The sequence below is a fragment of the Embleya scabrispora genome, assembly GCF_002024165.1.
GTDB classification, from domain to species: Bacteria; Actinomycetota; Actinomycetes; order Streptomycetales; family Streptomycetaceae; genus Embleya; species Embleya scabrispora_A.
Map to the genome: position 1 here is coordinate 6479165 of NZ_MWQN01000001.1, position 15354 is coordinate 6494518.

General features: G+C 74.8%; 7 protein-coding genes. 5 read left to right on the forward strand and 2 right to left on the reverse strand.

From position 1 onward, the window contains the following. Positions 1 to 192: 192 nt before the first annotated feature. From cobC to B4N89_RS28550, 4 genes are all read left to right on the forward strand, one after another. The gene (cobC, locus tag B4N89_RS28535) at positions 193 to 1281 is read left to right on the forward strand and encodes an Rv2231c family pyridoxal phosphate-dependent protein CobC (RefSeq protein ID WP_078979702.1); all 1089 of its coding nucleotides are present in this window, start codon (positions 193 to 195) and stop codon (positions 1279 to 1281) included. Then, complete coding sequence (cobT, locus tag B4N89_RS28540; RefSeq protein ID WP_235618830.1) at positions 1278 to 6437, forward strand: nicotinate-nucleotide--dimethylbenzimidazole phosphoribosyltransferase; 5160 nt, start codon at positions 1278 to 1280, stop codon at positions 6435 to 6437. Before cobC ends, cobT begins: the two co-directional genes overlap by 4 nt. Positions 6438 to 6667: 230 nt before the next feature. After that, positions 6668 to 7891: a uroporphyrinogen-III C-methyltransferase gene (gene cobA / locus B4N89_RS28545; protein WP_078978640.1), complete on the forward strand. Its 1224-nt coding sequence runs from the start codon at positions 6668 to 6670 to the stop codon at positions 7889 to 7891. 1490 nt (positions 7892 to 9381) lie between these two features. Continuing rightward, positions 9382 to 10185: a TrmH family RNA methyltransferase gene (locus B4N89_RS28550; protein WP_078978641.1), complete on the forward strand. Its 804-nt coding sequence runs from the start codon at positions 9382 to 9384 to the stop codon at positions 10183 to 10185. A 47-nt stretch (positions 10186 to 10232) separates the two neighbouring features. Here B4N89_RS28550 and B4N89_RS28555 read toward each other — a convergent pair whose 3' ends face one another. Continuing rightward, complete coding sequence (locus tag B4N89_RS28555; protein ID WP_078978642.1) at positions 10233 to 11120, reverse strand: hypothetical protein; 888 nt, start codon at positions 11118 to 11120, stop codon at positions 10233 to 10235. 419 nt (positions 11121 to 11539) lie between these two features. Between B4N89_RS28555 and B4N89_RS28560 the strand changes: the two genes are divergently transcribed. Further along, a complete protein-coding gene (locus B4N89_RS28560; RefSeq protein WP_414646395.1) occupies positions 11540 to 12661 on the forward strand; it encodes a DUF2637 domain-containing protein in 1122 nt (373 codons plus the stop codon). A 365-nt stretch (positions 12662 to 13026) separates the two neighbouring features. On the opposite strand, the gene B4N89_RS51705 is transcribed toward B4N89_RS28560, so the two are convergent. Then, positions 13027 to 15195, reverse strand: coding sequence for a serine/threonine protein kinase (locus B4N89_RS51705; protein ID WP_078978643.1), 2169 nt, complete (start codon positions 15193 to 15195; stop codon positions 13027 to 13029). Positions 15196 to 15354 lie beyond the last annotated feature (159 nt).

Genomic DNA, 15354 nt, shown 5'->3' on the forward strand with positions numbered 1-15354 from the left:
CGCCGTGGCGGTCGAATTCGTACGGCGAATCGATCGGGAAGTGCTTGCTCGCGATCAACGCCGGGACCCCGGCCGTCGGAGCGGGCACCATCACCACCATCATGGATACGAACGACACGGGCGGGGCAGGGGCACCGGGCGGTGACGCCGGGCAGGGGCACGGGAAGCCGGGAAAGCATGGGCAATGACGCGATGACGGAGCCGGACGGGCCCGCACCCGACGATCGGGACGGCACGTCGGGCGCGCGCGTGAGCCCGGACGTGGACCTGCGCCACCACGGCGACGCGGAGATCGGGCCCGGCCTGGTCGACCTCGCGGTCAACGTGCGGCTCGCGGAACCGCCGTCGTGGCTGGTGCACCGACTCGCCGCGAGCCTGCGCGACCTGGCCGCCTACCCCGACACCACCCGCGCCCGCGCCGCGATCGCCGGCCGACACCGGCGCCCGGTCGCCGAGGTGTTGCCCACGGCGGGCGCCGCCGAGGCGTTCGTACTGCTCGCCCGCACCCTGACCCCCCGGCACGCGGTCGTCGTACACCCGCAGTTCACCGAGCCCGAGGCGGCGCTGCGCGCCGCCGGGCACGCCGTGGACCGGGTGTTGCTCGACGAGCGCGACGGCTTCGCGCTCGACCCGGCGCGGATCCCCGCATCGGCCGACCTGGTCGTGCTCGGCAACCCCACCAACCCCACCTCGGTGCTGCACCCGGCGGCCACGATCGCCGCGCTCGCGCGCCCCGGCCGGATCCTCGTGGTCGACGAGGCGTTCGCCGACACCGTCCCCGGCGAACCCGAAAGCGTGGCCGATCGGCGCGACCTGCCCGGGCTCGTCGTTGTGCGAAGTCTCACGAAAACCTGGGCGTTGGCCGGACTTCGGATCGGTTACGTCCTGGCTTCCCCGGATCTGGTGCGCATCCTCACGGACGCTCAGCCGTTGTGGTCGGTGTCGACACCGGCGCTGATCGCCGCCGAGGCGTGCTGCACGCCGGAGGCGCTGGCGCAGGCGGAGGCGTTGGCCGTTACGCTCGCGGCTGACCGTTCGTACCTCGTGGAGAGACTGCGCACGGTTGCGGGGATGCGGCTACCGGTCGTTCCCCGATCCTCGTTCGTGCTCGCGCGGACCGAGGGGGGCCCAGAGATCCGCGAGCAGCTGAGGGAGCGAGGCTACGCGGTTCGGCGGGCCGACACCTTTCCGGGCCTGGGCCCGGATTGGCTTCGGATCGCGGTGCGGGATCGTGCCACGACGCTGGCCTTCGCGGCTGCCCTGGAAGGAGTAGTTCGATGAGCGAAGCCGACGAGCGCCGACCTGCCGGGGAGGGCGTGGGCCCTGCCCCCGCCGGGCACGCCGCCGGCACCGGTCCGGTCGGGGAACCGGCCGGTCCGTATCCGTACGACGATCTGGACGACGAGGACTCGCTGTTGATGCCCGGCCCGCAGGCCGGTTGGGCCGACCCGAACGTACCGACGGCCCCCGGGATGTCGCTGGCCGACCGCATGGTCGCCGCCGGCGAGGACGCCTCGGGACAGGTCCCGGTACCGCCGGTCGAGCAGGCGTACGACGCCGTGCCCGGCCCGCAGTCCGGCATGTTCGCCGCGATGATCATCGACGAGCCCGAACTGCCGGAGACCTACGCCGAGCCGGCCGCGCCTCTGACGGCCGGTCAGATTCCGTATCCTCCCGGTCCCATGACGCCGCATCAGGAAGTTCCGCAGCCGGTGCAGGGGTTCGGCGCGGGGGCGTACGGCCCGGCGCAGGGCGTTGCCGAGCCGTACCCGGCGCCGGCGCAGACCCCGGGTGGGGCGGTGCCGGGCGCGGCCGAGGCGGCTTCGGGCGGGCCGGGTGCGGGTGTGCCCGTGCCGGTTCCGCCGCAGGCGGTGCCCGTGGTGCCGCCGCCGCTGGCACCGCGGTTCGTGCCGCCGGGCGCGGTCGCGGGCGAGTACGGCCCGGCTGCCGGCGCGGTCCCGGTGGGGCAGGGCGTGGTCGGGCAGGCGCCCGGGGGCGCCCCGGTCGGTGCGTCCGGGGGTGCCGAAGCGGCGCCCGCCGTCAGTGGCGGTCGGTTGCGCCAGCGGGTGCGGGCGGCGCAGGGCGCGGAGCACGTGCCGGGGCAACCGGCGCAGCCGGAACCGCAGTCGGTGCAGGTGCCCGCGGAGCCGGATCGGTCGCAGGCGCAGCAGTCGCAGCCGGCGACTCAGGCCCAGGTGCCCGCGCCCGAGCAGCCCATGGGTGGCAATCCGGTCGACACGCCGCCGTTCCCGGTGGCCGCCGCCGTGCCGCAGCGCACCACGCTGCCGCCGCGCCGGCAGCGTCGGGTGGGCCGTGGGCCGGTACCGCAGCAGGCGGGGCCGCACAGCGGTGCGCACCCCGTGGGCGACGCGGTGAACACCGGCATCCCGGCACAGGGCCCGGTGGCGCAGAAGCCGTTGGCGGTGCCGGTGGTGCCGCCGCCGGCCGAGCGGGAGCAGGCCGCCGCGGCGGGAGCGCCGCCGGTCGAGCAGGGTGCGCCGGTCGTGGCCGAGGGTGCCGTGGCGTCGGCCGCGCCCGTCGAGCCGGCCGTGGTGGTCGAGTCCGCGGCGCCGGTTACGCCGGCCGCTCCCGTGCAGGGGGTGACCGCGCCGGCCATACCGCAACCGCTGCCCGGTGTGCCGACACAGGCGATGCCGCCGAGGTTCGTACAGCCTGCGCCGGACGCGGTCGCGAGCGTGCTGCCGGGGGCCGCTCCGGCGGTCGACCCGACGGCGGCGCCGACCGCCGAGCCGGTTCCGGTGCCCGCGGCCGCGCCGACGCCGGATGCCGAGGTCGCGGCGCCGGTCGTCGCATCGCCGCCGGCCGTCGCATCGCCCGCCCCCGAGCAGGCTGCGGTCGCGCAGCCGGTGGCCCCCGTCGTGCCCGAGGGCACCGGGGGGCGTCGACGGCGTCCGGAGCGAGTGGCCGAGCAGGGGACGACTCCCGCTGCCGCCGCGCCCATCGGGCCGGTGGCGCCGCCGGAGCCGGCGGCCGTGAACGAGGGCCCGGCGGAGGCGGCGGTCGCCGCCGCGCCGAGCCAGGACGAGGCCGTGGCGGCGCAGCCGGTTGCGGCTCCCGCCGGGCCGGTCGGGCCACCTGCGGAGGCGGCTCCGGCCGAGACCGTGGTTTTGCCCGTGGGCGGCGTGGTCGGCGGGCAGCCGGCTGCGCCGGCGCAGCAGTCGTCGCCCGCCGTGGTGCCGGCGCCCGAGGGGCCCGTGCCGGGGGAGCAGCCGGTCGAGTCGGCAACCGAGTTTGCGGAAGCGCCGGTTGAGGAGAACGCGCCGGCTTCGGACGTGGCGCAGGCCGTGCCCGCTGCGGAGCCCGCCGTGAGTGCGCCGGTCGAGTCCGCCGCACCGGCGGGGCCGGTCGCCGAGGCTTCGCCGACCGCGCCGGGTGCGCCGGTGGCGGCTGCCGCCGTGCCGGACGCGCCGGCTGCCGTGACTGCGGATGCGCCCGCGACGGTGCCTGCCGGGTCGGATGCGCAGGCGGCGCCGGCGGATGGTGCGGCCGGGGCGGCGGAGGTGCAGGCGGTGTCCGGTTCGGGCGCCGTTGCGTCCGTGCCCGCCGATTCCGACGCCCAGGCGGTGCCGGTCGTCGAGGCGCCGGCGGATGTGCCGGTGCCGGCCCCCGTCGCGCAGGCGGAGGACGTCGAGGCTTCGGCGAGTGTGGCCGCGGCGACGCAGGCCGGGCCCGAGGGCGCCGAGGCGGCGGCCGGGCCGGCTGCGGGGAATGTGGCGGCCGATGCGGCTGCCGTGCCCGTGGGGCAGGCGTCGGTCGGTGCGGATGGGGCGGGCGCGCCGGCTGCGGCCGCCGGCCCCGAGGCGCAGGCGACCGCGGTTGCCGAAGCGGTGCCTGTCGAAGCGGATGCGGCGCAGGTCGTACCGGCTCCCGAGGTTTCGGCGAGTGCGCCCGTCGGGTCGGATGTTCCGGCTCCGGCGGCGAACGTGCCGGACGCGCGGGCGGCTTCGGCGGTCGGGCCCGAGGCTTCCGGGGGGCCGGCGAGTGCGCCGGACGTACCCGGTGGAGACGGTGCGACGGCGCCCGCGGCCCCGAATGTGCCCGCCGAGGCGGCCGGCGTCGACGTGCCCGACGCTGCGGATGTGCCGGTCGAGGCGCCGGCCGCCGCTCCGGTGCGTGCGGCCGGGCCGACGACGCGGGCCATCGCGGCGGAGCTCCTCGCCGAGGAGGTACCGGTCGAACAGCCGCCCGCGACGGCCCCCGAGCCCGTCGCGGGGCCGGTCGAGGCCGACTCCGGCGACGGAGCCACGCCGGCGGCTCCCCATACGTCCGACGAAGGCACCGCCATGCACGGCCCCCGGGTCACCCCCACCGCCGCCGCCGAACGGCAGCCGCAGCCCGCGACCGGCGAGATCCCCAGGATTCCGCCGCCGCCGGCCGGCCCGGTCGGCGTGGTCGCCGACGGCGCGGTGGACGCCCCCGAGGCGACCACGCAGCCGGATGCGGCCGGGGCCGAGGGTGCGCCGGAGCCGGTGACCGCGGGCGCGCAGGCGTCGGCGACCGCCGAGACCGTGCTGCTGCCCACCACTCCCGGGGAGCCGGCGACCGCCGAGGCGGCGCAGCCGGCCGAGCCCGTGCCGGCGCAGGCCGCGGCCGCCCCGGAGGCGGCCGAGGGCACGGACGGTGCCGAGGACGCGGAGGCGGAGGTCGCCGAGGAGGAGGTGCCCGAGGTCGATCGTGGCCCCGCCGCTCCCGGCTACGACGACGCGGCGCGCGAGGCGGTGCACCGCGTCATGCGCGAGCGGCGCGACGTGCGGGCCGGGTTCCGGCCCGACCCGGTGCCGGACGACGTGCTGGTCCGGGTCCTGGAGGCGGCGCACGCGGCGCCCAGCGTGGGCTACTCGCAGCCGTGGGACTTCGTGGTGATCCGCTCCGAGGAGACCCGGGTCACCGTCCAGGAACTGGCCCAGCGCCAGCGGGAGGCGTACGCCACCTCGCTGCCCAAGGCCCGGGCCAAGCAGTTCCTGGAGATAAAGGTCGAGGCGATCCTGGAGACCCCGGTCAACATCGTGGTGACCGTGGACGCCACGCGCGGCGGTCGGCACACCCTCGGTCGGCACACCCAGCCGCAGATGGGCCCCTACTCCAGCGCGCTCGCGGTGGAGAACCTGTGGCTCGCCGCCCGGGCGGAGGGCCTGGGAGTCGGCTGGGTGAGCTTCTTCGACGAGCGTGAGTTGGCCACGGCGCTCGGGCTTCCGGAGCACATCGACGTGGTGGCGTACCTGTGCGTCGGCTACGTGGACGCCTTCCCCGACGAGCCGGAGCTGGCCACCTCGGGCTGGGCCAAGGCCCGGCCGCTGTCGTGGGTGGTGCACGAGGAGACCTACGGTCGGCGCGGCCTGCCCGGCGAGGAGCCGGTCAGCCTGCTCGACGAGACGCTCCAGTCGGTGCGGCCGCTCGACGCCAAGGCGCTCGGCGCGGCGTGGGAGCACCAGCGGAACATGACCAAGCCGCCGGGCTCGCTCGGCATCCTGGAGACGATCGGCGCGCAACTGTCCGGCCTGGCCCGGACGTTCCCACCGCCGATCCCGGAGCCCGCGGCCGTGGCGGTATTCGCCGGCGACCACGGGGTGCACGCGCAGGGCGTGTCGCCGTGGCCGCAGGAGGTCACCGCCCAGATGGTGGGCAACTTCCTCGCGGGCGGCGCGGTGGTCAACGCGTTCGCCAAGCAGATCGGTGTCGAGGTGTGCGTCGTGGACGTCGGCGTCGCCACCGAGCTGCCGGATGCCACCGGACTGCTGCCGCGCCGGATCCGGCCGGGCACCGCCGACATGACCCAGGGCCCGGCGATGACCCGCGAGGAGGCGATCGCCGCCATCGAGGTCGGCATCGAAACCGCGCGGGACCTGGTCACCGCGGGCAACCGGGGCCTGCTCACCGGCGACATGGGGATCGCGAACACGACCGCCTCCGCCGCGCTGATCTCGGTGTTCACCGGGGCCGACGTGGCCGAGGTGACGGGTCGCGGCACCGGGATCGACGACGCCACGCACCGGCGCAAGATCGAGGTGGTCAAGGCGGCGCTCGCGCGGCACGAACCCGACCCGGGCGACCCGATCGGCGTACTGGCCGCCATCGGCGGCCTGGAGCACGCGGCGATCGCCGGCTACATCATCGGCGCGGCGGCCCTGCGCGTCCCGGTCGTGCTCGACGGCGTGATCGCGGGCGCGGCGGCGCTGGTCGCGCAGGCGATCGCGCCGGAGGCGGTGCAGGCGTGCGTCGCCGGGCACCGGTCGGCCGAGCCGGGACACGCGGCGGCGCTGGCGAAGTTGTCGCTGCGTCCGCTGGTCGAGCTGGAGATGCGGCTCGGCGAGGGCACCGGCGCGGTGTTGGCTCTGCCCCTGGTGCAGAGCGCGGTGCGCGTACTGCACGATGTGGCCACGTTCGACTCGGCGGGAGTCAGTGGCAAGACCGACTGATATCGACTGATACCGACTGGTTCGGCTATTTTTCGAGTCCCGCCCGCAGCAGCAGAAGGGCACCTCGGCCACGATGGAGTGGCAGAGGTGCCCTTTCCGCGCGGTGAAACGTGGTGTCCCGGGAGCGGGCCGGAACCAGCCGGCCGGCTCCCGGAACGCCGCGGAGCACCACGGACCCACCGAGCACCGCGTACGCGGAGCGCCCAGCCCCACCCGGAAAAGTGAGAACGATGTCCCGACTTCCTGGTCCCCCCGCCTACCCCGCCGGCCTGCGCCTGGAGGGTCGCCGTGTCGTCGTGGTCGGCGCCGGTACGGTCGCCCAGCGTCGCCTGCCCGCGCTGCTCGACGCCGGCGCGGACGTGCTCGTGGTCGCCCCCGAGGCGACGCCCGCGGTCGAGGGCATGGCGAGCGGCGGCGAACTGCGCTGGGCGCGGCGGGCCTATGCGCCCGGTGATCTGGACGGGGCGTGGTACGCGCTGGCCGCGACCGATGTGGCCGAGGTGAACGAGGCGGTGGCGGCCGACGCCGAGGCCCGACGGGTGTTCTGCGTGCGCTGTGACGACGCCTCGCACGCCAGCGCCTGGACGCCGGCCAGCGGGCGGCACGACGGGTTGACCGTGGCGGTGCTGGCGGGGGGCGACCCGCGGCGGGCGGCGGGCGTGCGGGATCGCATCGTCGAGGGCCTGCACGACGGGTCGCTTGCCGCGCGCAAGGAACGCCCGAGCGGGGTGCTGCCGGGGGTGGCGCTGGTCGGCGGCGGTCCGGGCGACCCGGACCTGATCACCGTGCGCGGGCGACGGCTGCTGGCCGAGGCCGACGTGGTGATCGCGGACCGGCTCGGGCCGCGGGCGCTGCTCGGCGAGTTGGCGCCGCATGTCGAGGTGGTCGACGCGGCGAAGATCCCTTACGGGCGGGCGATGGCCCAGGAGGCGATCAACGACGCGATGATCGCGCACGCGAAGGCGGGGCGCTTCGTGGTGCGGCTCAAGGGCGGGGACAACTATGTCTTCGGGCGGGGCTTCGAGGAGGCGCTGGCCTGCGCGGAGGCCGGTGTGCCCTGTCAGGTGGTGCCGGGGATCACCAGTGCGATCTCGGTACCGGCGATAGCCGGCATCCCGGTCACCCACCGGGGTGTGGCGCACGAGTTCGCGGTGGTCTCGGGGCATGTCGCGCCGGAGGACCCTCGGTCGCTGGTGGACTGGGCGGCGTTGGCGCGGCTGCGCGGGACGCTGGTGTTGCTGATGGCGGTGGAGCGGCTGGGGCCGATCACGGCGGCGCTGGTGGCGCACGGCCGTGCGGCTTCGACTCCCGTCGCGGTGATCCAGGAGGGGACGATGGCCACGCAGCGGGTGTTGCGCACGTCGCTGGTCGCGGCGGCGGGGGAGGTGGCCGCGGCCGGGATCAGGCCGCCGGCGATCGTGGTCATCGGCGAGGTGGCCGCGCTCACCCCTTGACGGGTCGGGCCGCTCCTCACGCGCCGGATGGGCTGGGGGTCGACCCGGGTGGGGGCCGCCCCCCGGCCCCCGCGGGTCCTCAAGCGCCGGACGGGCTGAGGGATGGTTTCGGTTTCCGGGCTGGGTTGGCGTTGTGGTTGGTGGCGCCGGGCCTGCGGCCGGCTGGTCCTCAAGCGCCGGATGGGCTGAGGTGTGTTGCGTTCGGTGGGTGATGTTGCTGTTCCCGGGCGCCTGCGGCGGGCGTCCTCAAACGCCGGACGGGCTGGGGTGGTCTTGCGTCGGGTGGTCGTGGTTGCGCTTCCTGGGCGGTTGCGGTGGGTGTCCTCAAGCGCCGGACGGGCTGAGGTGCGACGCGTTCGGTGAGTGATGTTGCTGTTCCGGGGCGCCTGCGGCGAGCGTCCTCAAACGCCGGACGGGCTGGATTGGTCGGGTTTGGTGCAGTGACCGACTGCCGACTGCCGACTGCCGACTGCCGACTCGCAGACCCGCCGCCTGCCGCCTGCCGACTGCGGACCGCCGATCGCCGACCGTCGCCTGCGGACCCGCCGCCTGCGGACCGCCGACCGTCGCCTGCGGACCCGCCGACCCGCCGCCTGCCGACTGCGGACCGCCGACGGCCGACTGCGGACCCGCCGACTCGCAGACCCGCCGCCTGCCGCCTGCCGACTGCCGACTGCGGACCGCCGACGGCCGACTGCGGACCCGCCGACTCGCAGACCCGCCGCCTGCCGCCTGCCGCCTGCCGACTGCGGACCGCCGATCGCCGACCGTCGCCTGCGGACCCGCCGCCTGCGGACCGCCGACCGTCGCCTGCGGACCCGCCGACCCGCCGCCTGCCGACTGCGGACCGCCGACGGCCGACTGCGGACCCGCCGACTCGCAGACCCGCCGCCTGCCGCCTGCCGCCTGCCGACTGCGGACCGCCGATCGCCGACCGTCGCCTGCGGACCCGCCGCCTGCGGACCGCCGACCGTCGCCTGCGGACCCGCCGACCCGCCGCCTGCCGACTGCGGACCGCCGACTGCCGACTGCGGACCCGCCGACTCGCAGACCCGCCGCCTGCCGCCTGCCGACTGCCGACTGCGGACCGCCGACGGCCGACTGCGGACCCGCCGACTCGCAGACCCGCCGCCTGCCGCCTGCCGCCTGCCGACTGCGGACCGCCGATCGCCGACCGCCGACCGTCGCCTGCGGACCCGCCGCCTGCGGACCCGCTGACTCGCCGCCTGCCGACTGCGGACCGCCGACCGTCCCTGCGGACCCGCCGACCCGCCGACCCGCCGACCCGCCGACCGCAGCGTGTGGACCCGCCGACCGTCGACCCGTTGATCGACGGTCGTTGGCCGCTGGTTGTTGGTTGCCCCGGTGGTTGTGTTCGCTTGTCTGTCTGGGTTTGCCGGGGTTTGTTTGTCCGGTTGTGTTCGTGTGATTGCGCTTGCTTGGCTGCGTTTGCTTGCCGGGTCTTCGGGTGGGGCTGGGAGACTGGTTGGATGTCTGTGATCTGTGTGGAGGATCCGGGTGATTCTCGTCTTGTCGATTACACCGGCCTGACCGATGTCGAGTTGCGGCGGCGGCGTGAACCGGCCGAGGGGTTGTTCATGGCCGAGGGGGAGAAGGTGATTCGGCGGGCGCTCGAGGCGGGGTATCCGATGCGGTCGATGCTTCTCTCGGAGCGTTGGCTGGAGACCATGGCCGAGGTGATCGAGGGCACGGACGTTCCCGTGTACGTGGGTAGTCCCGAGGTCGTCGAGCGGGTGACGGGGTATCAGGTGCATCGCGGGGCGCTGGCGTCGATGGGGCGCAAGGTGTTGCCGGCGGTGGGTGATCTGGTGGCCGGTGCGCGGCGGGTCGCGGTGTTGGAGGGGGTCAACGATCACACCAACGTCGGGGCGATCTTCCGGGGCGCTGCGGCGCTCGGCATGGATGCGGTGCTGTTGTCGCCGGACTGCGCGGATCCGCTGTACCGGCGGTCGGTGAAGGTTTCGATGGGCGCGGTGTTCTCGGTGCCGTACGCGCGCCTGGACCCATGGCCCGGCGGCCTCGACGTGCTGCGGGGGGCGGGGTTGACGTTGCTAGCGCTGACTCCGGGCGAAGGGTCGGTGGCGTTGAACGAGTTGCCGTCCGCGGACACCGATCGATGTGCGTTGATGCTGGGCGCGGAGGGGCCTGGGTTGACCGCGAAGGCGTTGGCCGCGGCGGATCGGTTGGTCCGGATCCCGATGTCGCACGGGGTGGACTCGCTGAACGTCGGTGCCGCTGCGGCGGTCGCCTTCTATGCGGTGGCGTTCGGCTGAGTGGGTGGCGGCCGAATGGGGGAAAGTCGGGCGATGGGTCCGTGGGCTCAAGTGTTCGACGGGGGATCGTAGTGGCGTTCCCGGGCGGTCGCGCCCGAACGTTGGATGTCGTTGATCGAGCGGGTGTGGTAGAGGTCCGGGCGGGTGTGTACGCGGCGCCCCCGCATGCGGGCCAGCCGGACTTCGGTGCCCCGGTCCCAGATGTGCAGGCGGGGCGCGTCGGTGTCGGGATACCTCCAGGGGGCGAACCGGCTCGGCGGCACGGGCAGTTCCTCGATCTCGCGGCGCGCGGTCCGGGCCGCGCTCACCCGGCGCCGGTAGTCGTGGAAGATCTGGAACTCGTAGCGGCGCAGGTACTCGTAGGCCATCGGCGTGGTGGCGGACACTTCCATGCCCGCGATGCACACCGCCTCGCGGCGTAGCGCGTCGGCGTTCGCGGGCAGTACCAACAGGCCCTCCCGCAGGGTGTCTTCCGGCCTACGCTTGTGCCGGCGCTCGCGCTCCCAATCCCACATGGGCTCCGGGTGCCGCCGCATCCAGGCGTCGCGGTCGGCGAGCGCGGCGTCCAGGCCGTGGGTGCGCCAGTACACGGTGCCGTCCGGTCGGCCCAGCGTCGGCAGCAGTCGGCGCAGGTCGCGGGCGGCGCGGCCGCCGAACGGGGTGCGCTCGCCGGCGAACAGCACGATGGGCGGCGAGGGTTCGGCGTCGAACGGGTTCGGGTCGAGGTGGCGGCGGTCGATCACCACCAGGGTGTTCGGGTATCGCTCGTGCGCCAGGCCCCACATCAACCGGGCGAACAGCACGGCCCCGGCCCGGTCGGACACCACGTGCCAGCTGTCGTGGAAGCAGTTGACGGCGAACCGGGTCGTGTTCGACGGGCGTGGGGTGATCAGCCGGTAGGGCCGTCCGTCCAGGTAGGCGGTGATCCGATGCATTTTGATCCGATCACCTGCGTCCCGGTTGACGCCCGAATGCTTTCGTTTGTGTACTTGGTTGGTAGTGATCCGCTTCTCTCTTTCTTGCGTTTGTTGAGATGTTTCTTCCGATCATCCCGGAATTCGAGGCAACGGCCTTCCCTGATTTGTCTCACGACATGCCGATCGCGTCATGCCAATTTCGATCGAATGTGATCTTGGACTAGCGTGTGCGCGGAAGTGCAGTACGGTCGAGCGTCGCCCAAAATGGCGCAGTGGCCTGTTCGGGTCGCACGGGCGGCCGAAAAAGTGGATGTGCGGGGGAATGTCCCGTCACCCACACGCGGGATATTCGGTGGATTCGACCCGCACCAGGCGAAATTCCGCCAGTATGGGGCGCCGCGCAATCGGATCAGGAACGGGAAGCGAGGCAAAGCTCGTTGGAGATCATGGGTGTACCCCTGGCCTGGGCCCTCGTCGGCTTGGCGGAACTGGTCGCCCTTATGGCGCTTGTGGCGTATCTGGTCGTCCGACGCCGCAAGGCCGATGCGACGGATACCGGGGAAGGATCCGACAACTGGGAGCGTGAGCAGGATCGCCGGCGGCGCAAGGAGCTGATGTACGGGGTCGCCTCGTACACGCTGCTGTTCGTCTGCGCCGGCGTCGCGGCCGCGCTGTCGTTCCACGGCCTGGTCGGCTTCGGCCGGGAGAACCTCGGGCTCGCCAACGGCTGGGAGTACCTGGTGCCGTTCGGGCTCGACGGGGCGGCGATGTTCTGCTCCGTGCTCGCGGTGCGCGAGGCCAGCCACGGCGACGCGGCGCTCGGCTCGCGGATACTGGTCTGGACGTTCGCGGGTGCCTCGGCCTGGTTCAACTGGGTGCATGCGCCGCGCGGCGACATGCACGCCGGTGCGCCGCAGTTCTTCGCCGGCATGTCGCTCTCCGCGGCCGTCCTGTTCGACCGTGCGCTGAAGCAGACCCGTCGCGCCGCGCTGCGCGAACAGGGCCTGGTACCGCGTCCGTTGCCGCAGATCCGGATCGTGCGGTGGCTGCGCGCCCCGCACGAGACGTTCAACGCCTGGTCGCTCATGCTGCTCGAAGGCGTGCGCACCCTCGACGAGGCGGTCGAGGAGGTCCGCGAGGACAAGCGGGCCAAGCAGGACGACCGCGAGCGCCGGCGGATCGACGGCAAACGCGAGCGGGCGCAGCTCAAGGCGCTCAGCCGCGGCGAGGGCACCGGCCACTTCGGTCGGCGCGGCGCCGCACGTCAGGAAATGGCTGCTCTGCCGGGAGGTGGCGGCTCCGAAGCACTCTCGGAGCCTGCTATAGCCGGAAACGACGTTTCCGGCCACGGCGGCTCAGCCGACCCGAACGGCTCTTCCGGCCGTCCGGCTCTTGCCTCTCCCGCGCGAGCGAGCGAACTCCCGGCGGCGACGGGTACTTCCACCGGTGCCGAGCGGCGCGACGTCATCGACCTCACCGCCGAGGACGACACCATGACGCTGCCCCGGCTCGACTCGCTGGAGCGCAAACTGAAGGACCTGGAACGCCAGTTCGGCTGAGGCCGGACACCGCGTGATCCGACGCGGCGCGCGAGGCGGTGCGGTACACACGAACGAGGGGCATCCGGCCCGAGCCGGATGCCCCTCGTCGTCGTTGGGATGGATGGCGGAGTGGGGTGTTGGGCCCCGCGCTCGGGTGGCGGGGGGCCGGGCGGCGCGGGCCGTCTCAGGAGTCGGCCCGGCACGACACAGGGGCGGCTCGACGCCGGCTGCGGCGGGCGCTTTGAGGCGTTGTGCGGCTCGGCCGCAGAGCGCCCGCCGACCGTGGGGAGCGGCCGAATTCCTCGGATTGTTCGTATCACCCGGATCGCCCCGATAGGTATCGTGCGCGGGCGGAGGGTCCGTGCCGGCGCTGGCGACCGTGTTCAGGCGGTGGGGACCAGGACGCCGGAGGGGCCGACCACGTAGCGGGTGGTCACGTCGGGGACGTCCAGGTAGGACTGGATGCGCGAGATGCCGCCCTCGACCACCGTCCAGCGGGTGGCGACCGCCTGCGGATCCGCGACCGCGGCGAGCGCGGCCACCGTGGTCGGCGCGCCGTTGGCGAAGCGGAAGAGTTCCACCAGGTGCGTCGCCGGGCCGCCCGCGCCGGGGGTGCGGGTGAGCACCACGACCACCGCCGGGGCGCCGTCCAGGCTCGCCGGGACCACGTCGCCGAGGGTGACCCGATCGCTGCCGACCACGGCCGTGCCGTCGGTCAGGGTGACCGTGGCGCCGCTCACCGACGGGTCGGAGTAGGTGCGGTCCGACCAGTCCGCGATCGGGATCGAGCCGTGTGCCGGGCCGATCCGGAACGGCCCGGGCGCCTGCGGCGGCGCCGGGTCGGCGGCCGCGGGCACCTTCGGCCCGTCGTCGCCGCCGTCGCTCTGGAACGCGGCGATCGCGAACGCGGCGATCGCGGTGACCACCACGAAGACGACCAACTGCTGGATCAGCAACCGCCGTCGCTCCTCGGGCCGACGGCGGCGCGGAGCGCCGGACGCGGACCCCGAGCCGGGGCCGGAGCCGGAGCCCGCGCGGGAGCGCGGGCCGTGGTCGACCCGGCCGGCCCGCTTGCCCTCCGGGCGATCCGGGTGGCTCGAACGATCCGAGGAGTTCGGCCGCTCCGCGCGCTCGCCCCGCTCCGCGGTCGAACCGCGCGAGGCCTCGGAGCGTTCGCCGCGGCCGGCCTCGGGCCGCCCCGTGTCGTGCCGGCCCCCGTCGGGGCGCGTCTCGTGCCGGGCCGATTCCTGCCGCGGCTCGTGCCGCCCGGCGTCGCCCCGCCCGGGCTCGTGCCGGACCGCGTGCTCCGCCCGCCCGCCGTCCGCGCCGCGCCGATCGGACCCCTGGCCCTCGGACCCGTGGGCCCGCGCGTCGTGCCGAGCCGCGTCCGGACGAGTCGCCTCGTGCCGCGCCCCGTCGTGCCGACCCGACTCGGACCGACCCGCGCCGTGCCCCTCCGTCGACCCCCGGCCGGGCTCCGCGCGCCCCGACTCCGGCCGACCCGACTCCGGCCGACCCGTCTCCGTCCGATGCGCCGCCGAGCGCTCGGCCCGCGTGTCCTCGTCCCGCCGCGCCCCCTCGCGCCGCGCCGCCTCGCGCCTGGCCCGTTCCCGCTCCCGCTCGCGGTCTCGCTCCCTCGGCCCCGCCGCGACCGTCGCGCCGCCCTTCATCGCGGCCGGTGCCGCGGTCGACGGCGCCGCCGCCGTGCCGCGCGTCGGCGTACCCCGTTCGGCCTCGCGCCGCCGGGCGATCGCGGCCAGCCGCTCGCGGACCTGCTCGGCGGTCGGCCGCATCCGCGGATCCTTGGACAGGCACGCCGAGATCAACGGCACCACCTGCTCCGGCACGCCCTCGAGGTCGGGTTCCTCGTGCACGACGCGATACAGCAGCGCGTCCACCGGCCCCGACCCGAACGGCGGTGCCCCGCGCCCCGCGTAGGCCAGCGTGACACCGAGCGCGAAGATGTCGGTGGCCGGTGTCACGGTCTGCCCGCGCACCTGTTCGGGGGCCAGAAATCCCGGTGAGCCGACGGCCGTTCCGGTGACGGTCAGGGTGCCGGCGCCGTCCGCGTAGGCGATGCCGAAGTCGATGATCTGCGGCCCGTCGGGGGACAGCAGGATGTTGGACGGTTTCACGTCGCGATGCACGACGCCGACCGCGTGTACGGACACCAGGCCGTCGGCCACCGCCGAGCCGATCCGGGCCAGGTCCAGGCAACCCAGCGGGCCGCGTTCGCCGACCCGGCGCTGGAGGGACGGGCCGGGCACGTACACGGTGGCCAGCCAGGGCCGCTCGGCGCCCGCGTCGGCGTCCACGAGGGCGGCCGTACGATTGCCGCGCACCATCGCCGCCGCGGCCACCTCGCGCGCGAAGCGGGAGCGGAACTCCGGGTTCCCGGCCAGCTCTTGGCGGATCAGCTTGAGCGCGACCCGGGTGCCGTGCCGGTCCACCCCGAGGTAGACCACGCCCATGCCGCCGGCCCCGAGACGGCGCAGCAACCGATACGAACCGACGATGCGCGGATCCTGCCGTCGCAGCCGCACCATCGTCATGTGTGCCCGATCCCCTCGCGTGGTGCCGTCGTCCGGGTTTCGTCTGCCCGAATTCCCTGTGCGAGACACGTTAGAGGAACCCCGGTGCCCGGCGCGGTAAGGCGCCCCGGAGTCGGTGCCGGACCACCCCGCCGGGGCGCCCGTCGATGTCGGACCTGT

What these genes read in the sequence shown, in the direction of transcription:
- cobC (WP_078979702.1), top strand. Translation starts at nt 193, where the DNA reads ATGACGGAGCCGGACGGGCCCGCACCCGACGATCGGGACGGCACGTCG.
- cobT (WP_235618830.1), top strand. Translation starts at nt 1,278, where the DNA reads ATGAGCGAAGCCGACGAGCGCCGACCTGCCGGGGAGGGCGTGGGCCCT.
- cobA (WP_078978640.1), top strand. Translation starts at nt 6,668, where the DNA reads ATGTCCCGACTTCCTGGTCCCCCCGCCTACCCCGCCGGCCTGCGCCTG.
- B4N89_RS28550 (WP_078978641.1), top strand. Translation starts at nt 9,382, where the DNA reads ATGTCTGTGATCTGTGTGGAGGATCCGGGTGATTCTCGTCTTGTCGAT.
- B4N89_RS28555 (WP_078978642.1), bottom strand. Translation starts at nt 11,120, where the DNA reads ATGCATCGGATCACCGCCTACCTGGACGGACGGCCCTACCGGCTGATC.
- B4N89_RS51705 (WP_078978643.1), bottom strand. Translation starts at nt 15,195, where the DNA reads ATGACGATGGTGCGGCTGCGACGGCAGGATCCGCGCATCGTCGGTTCG.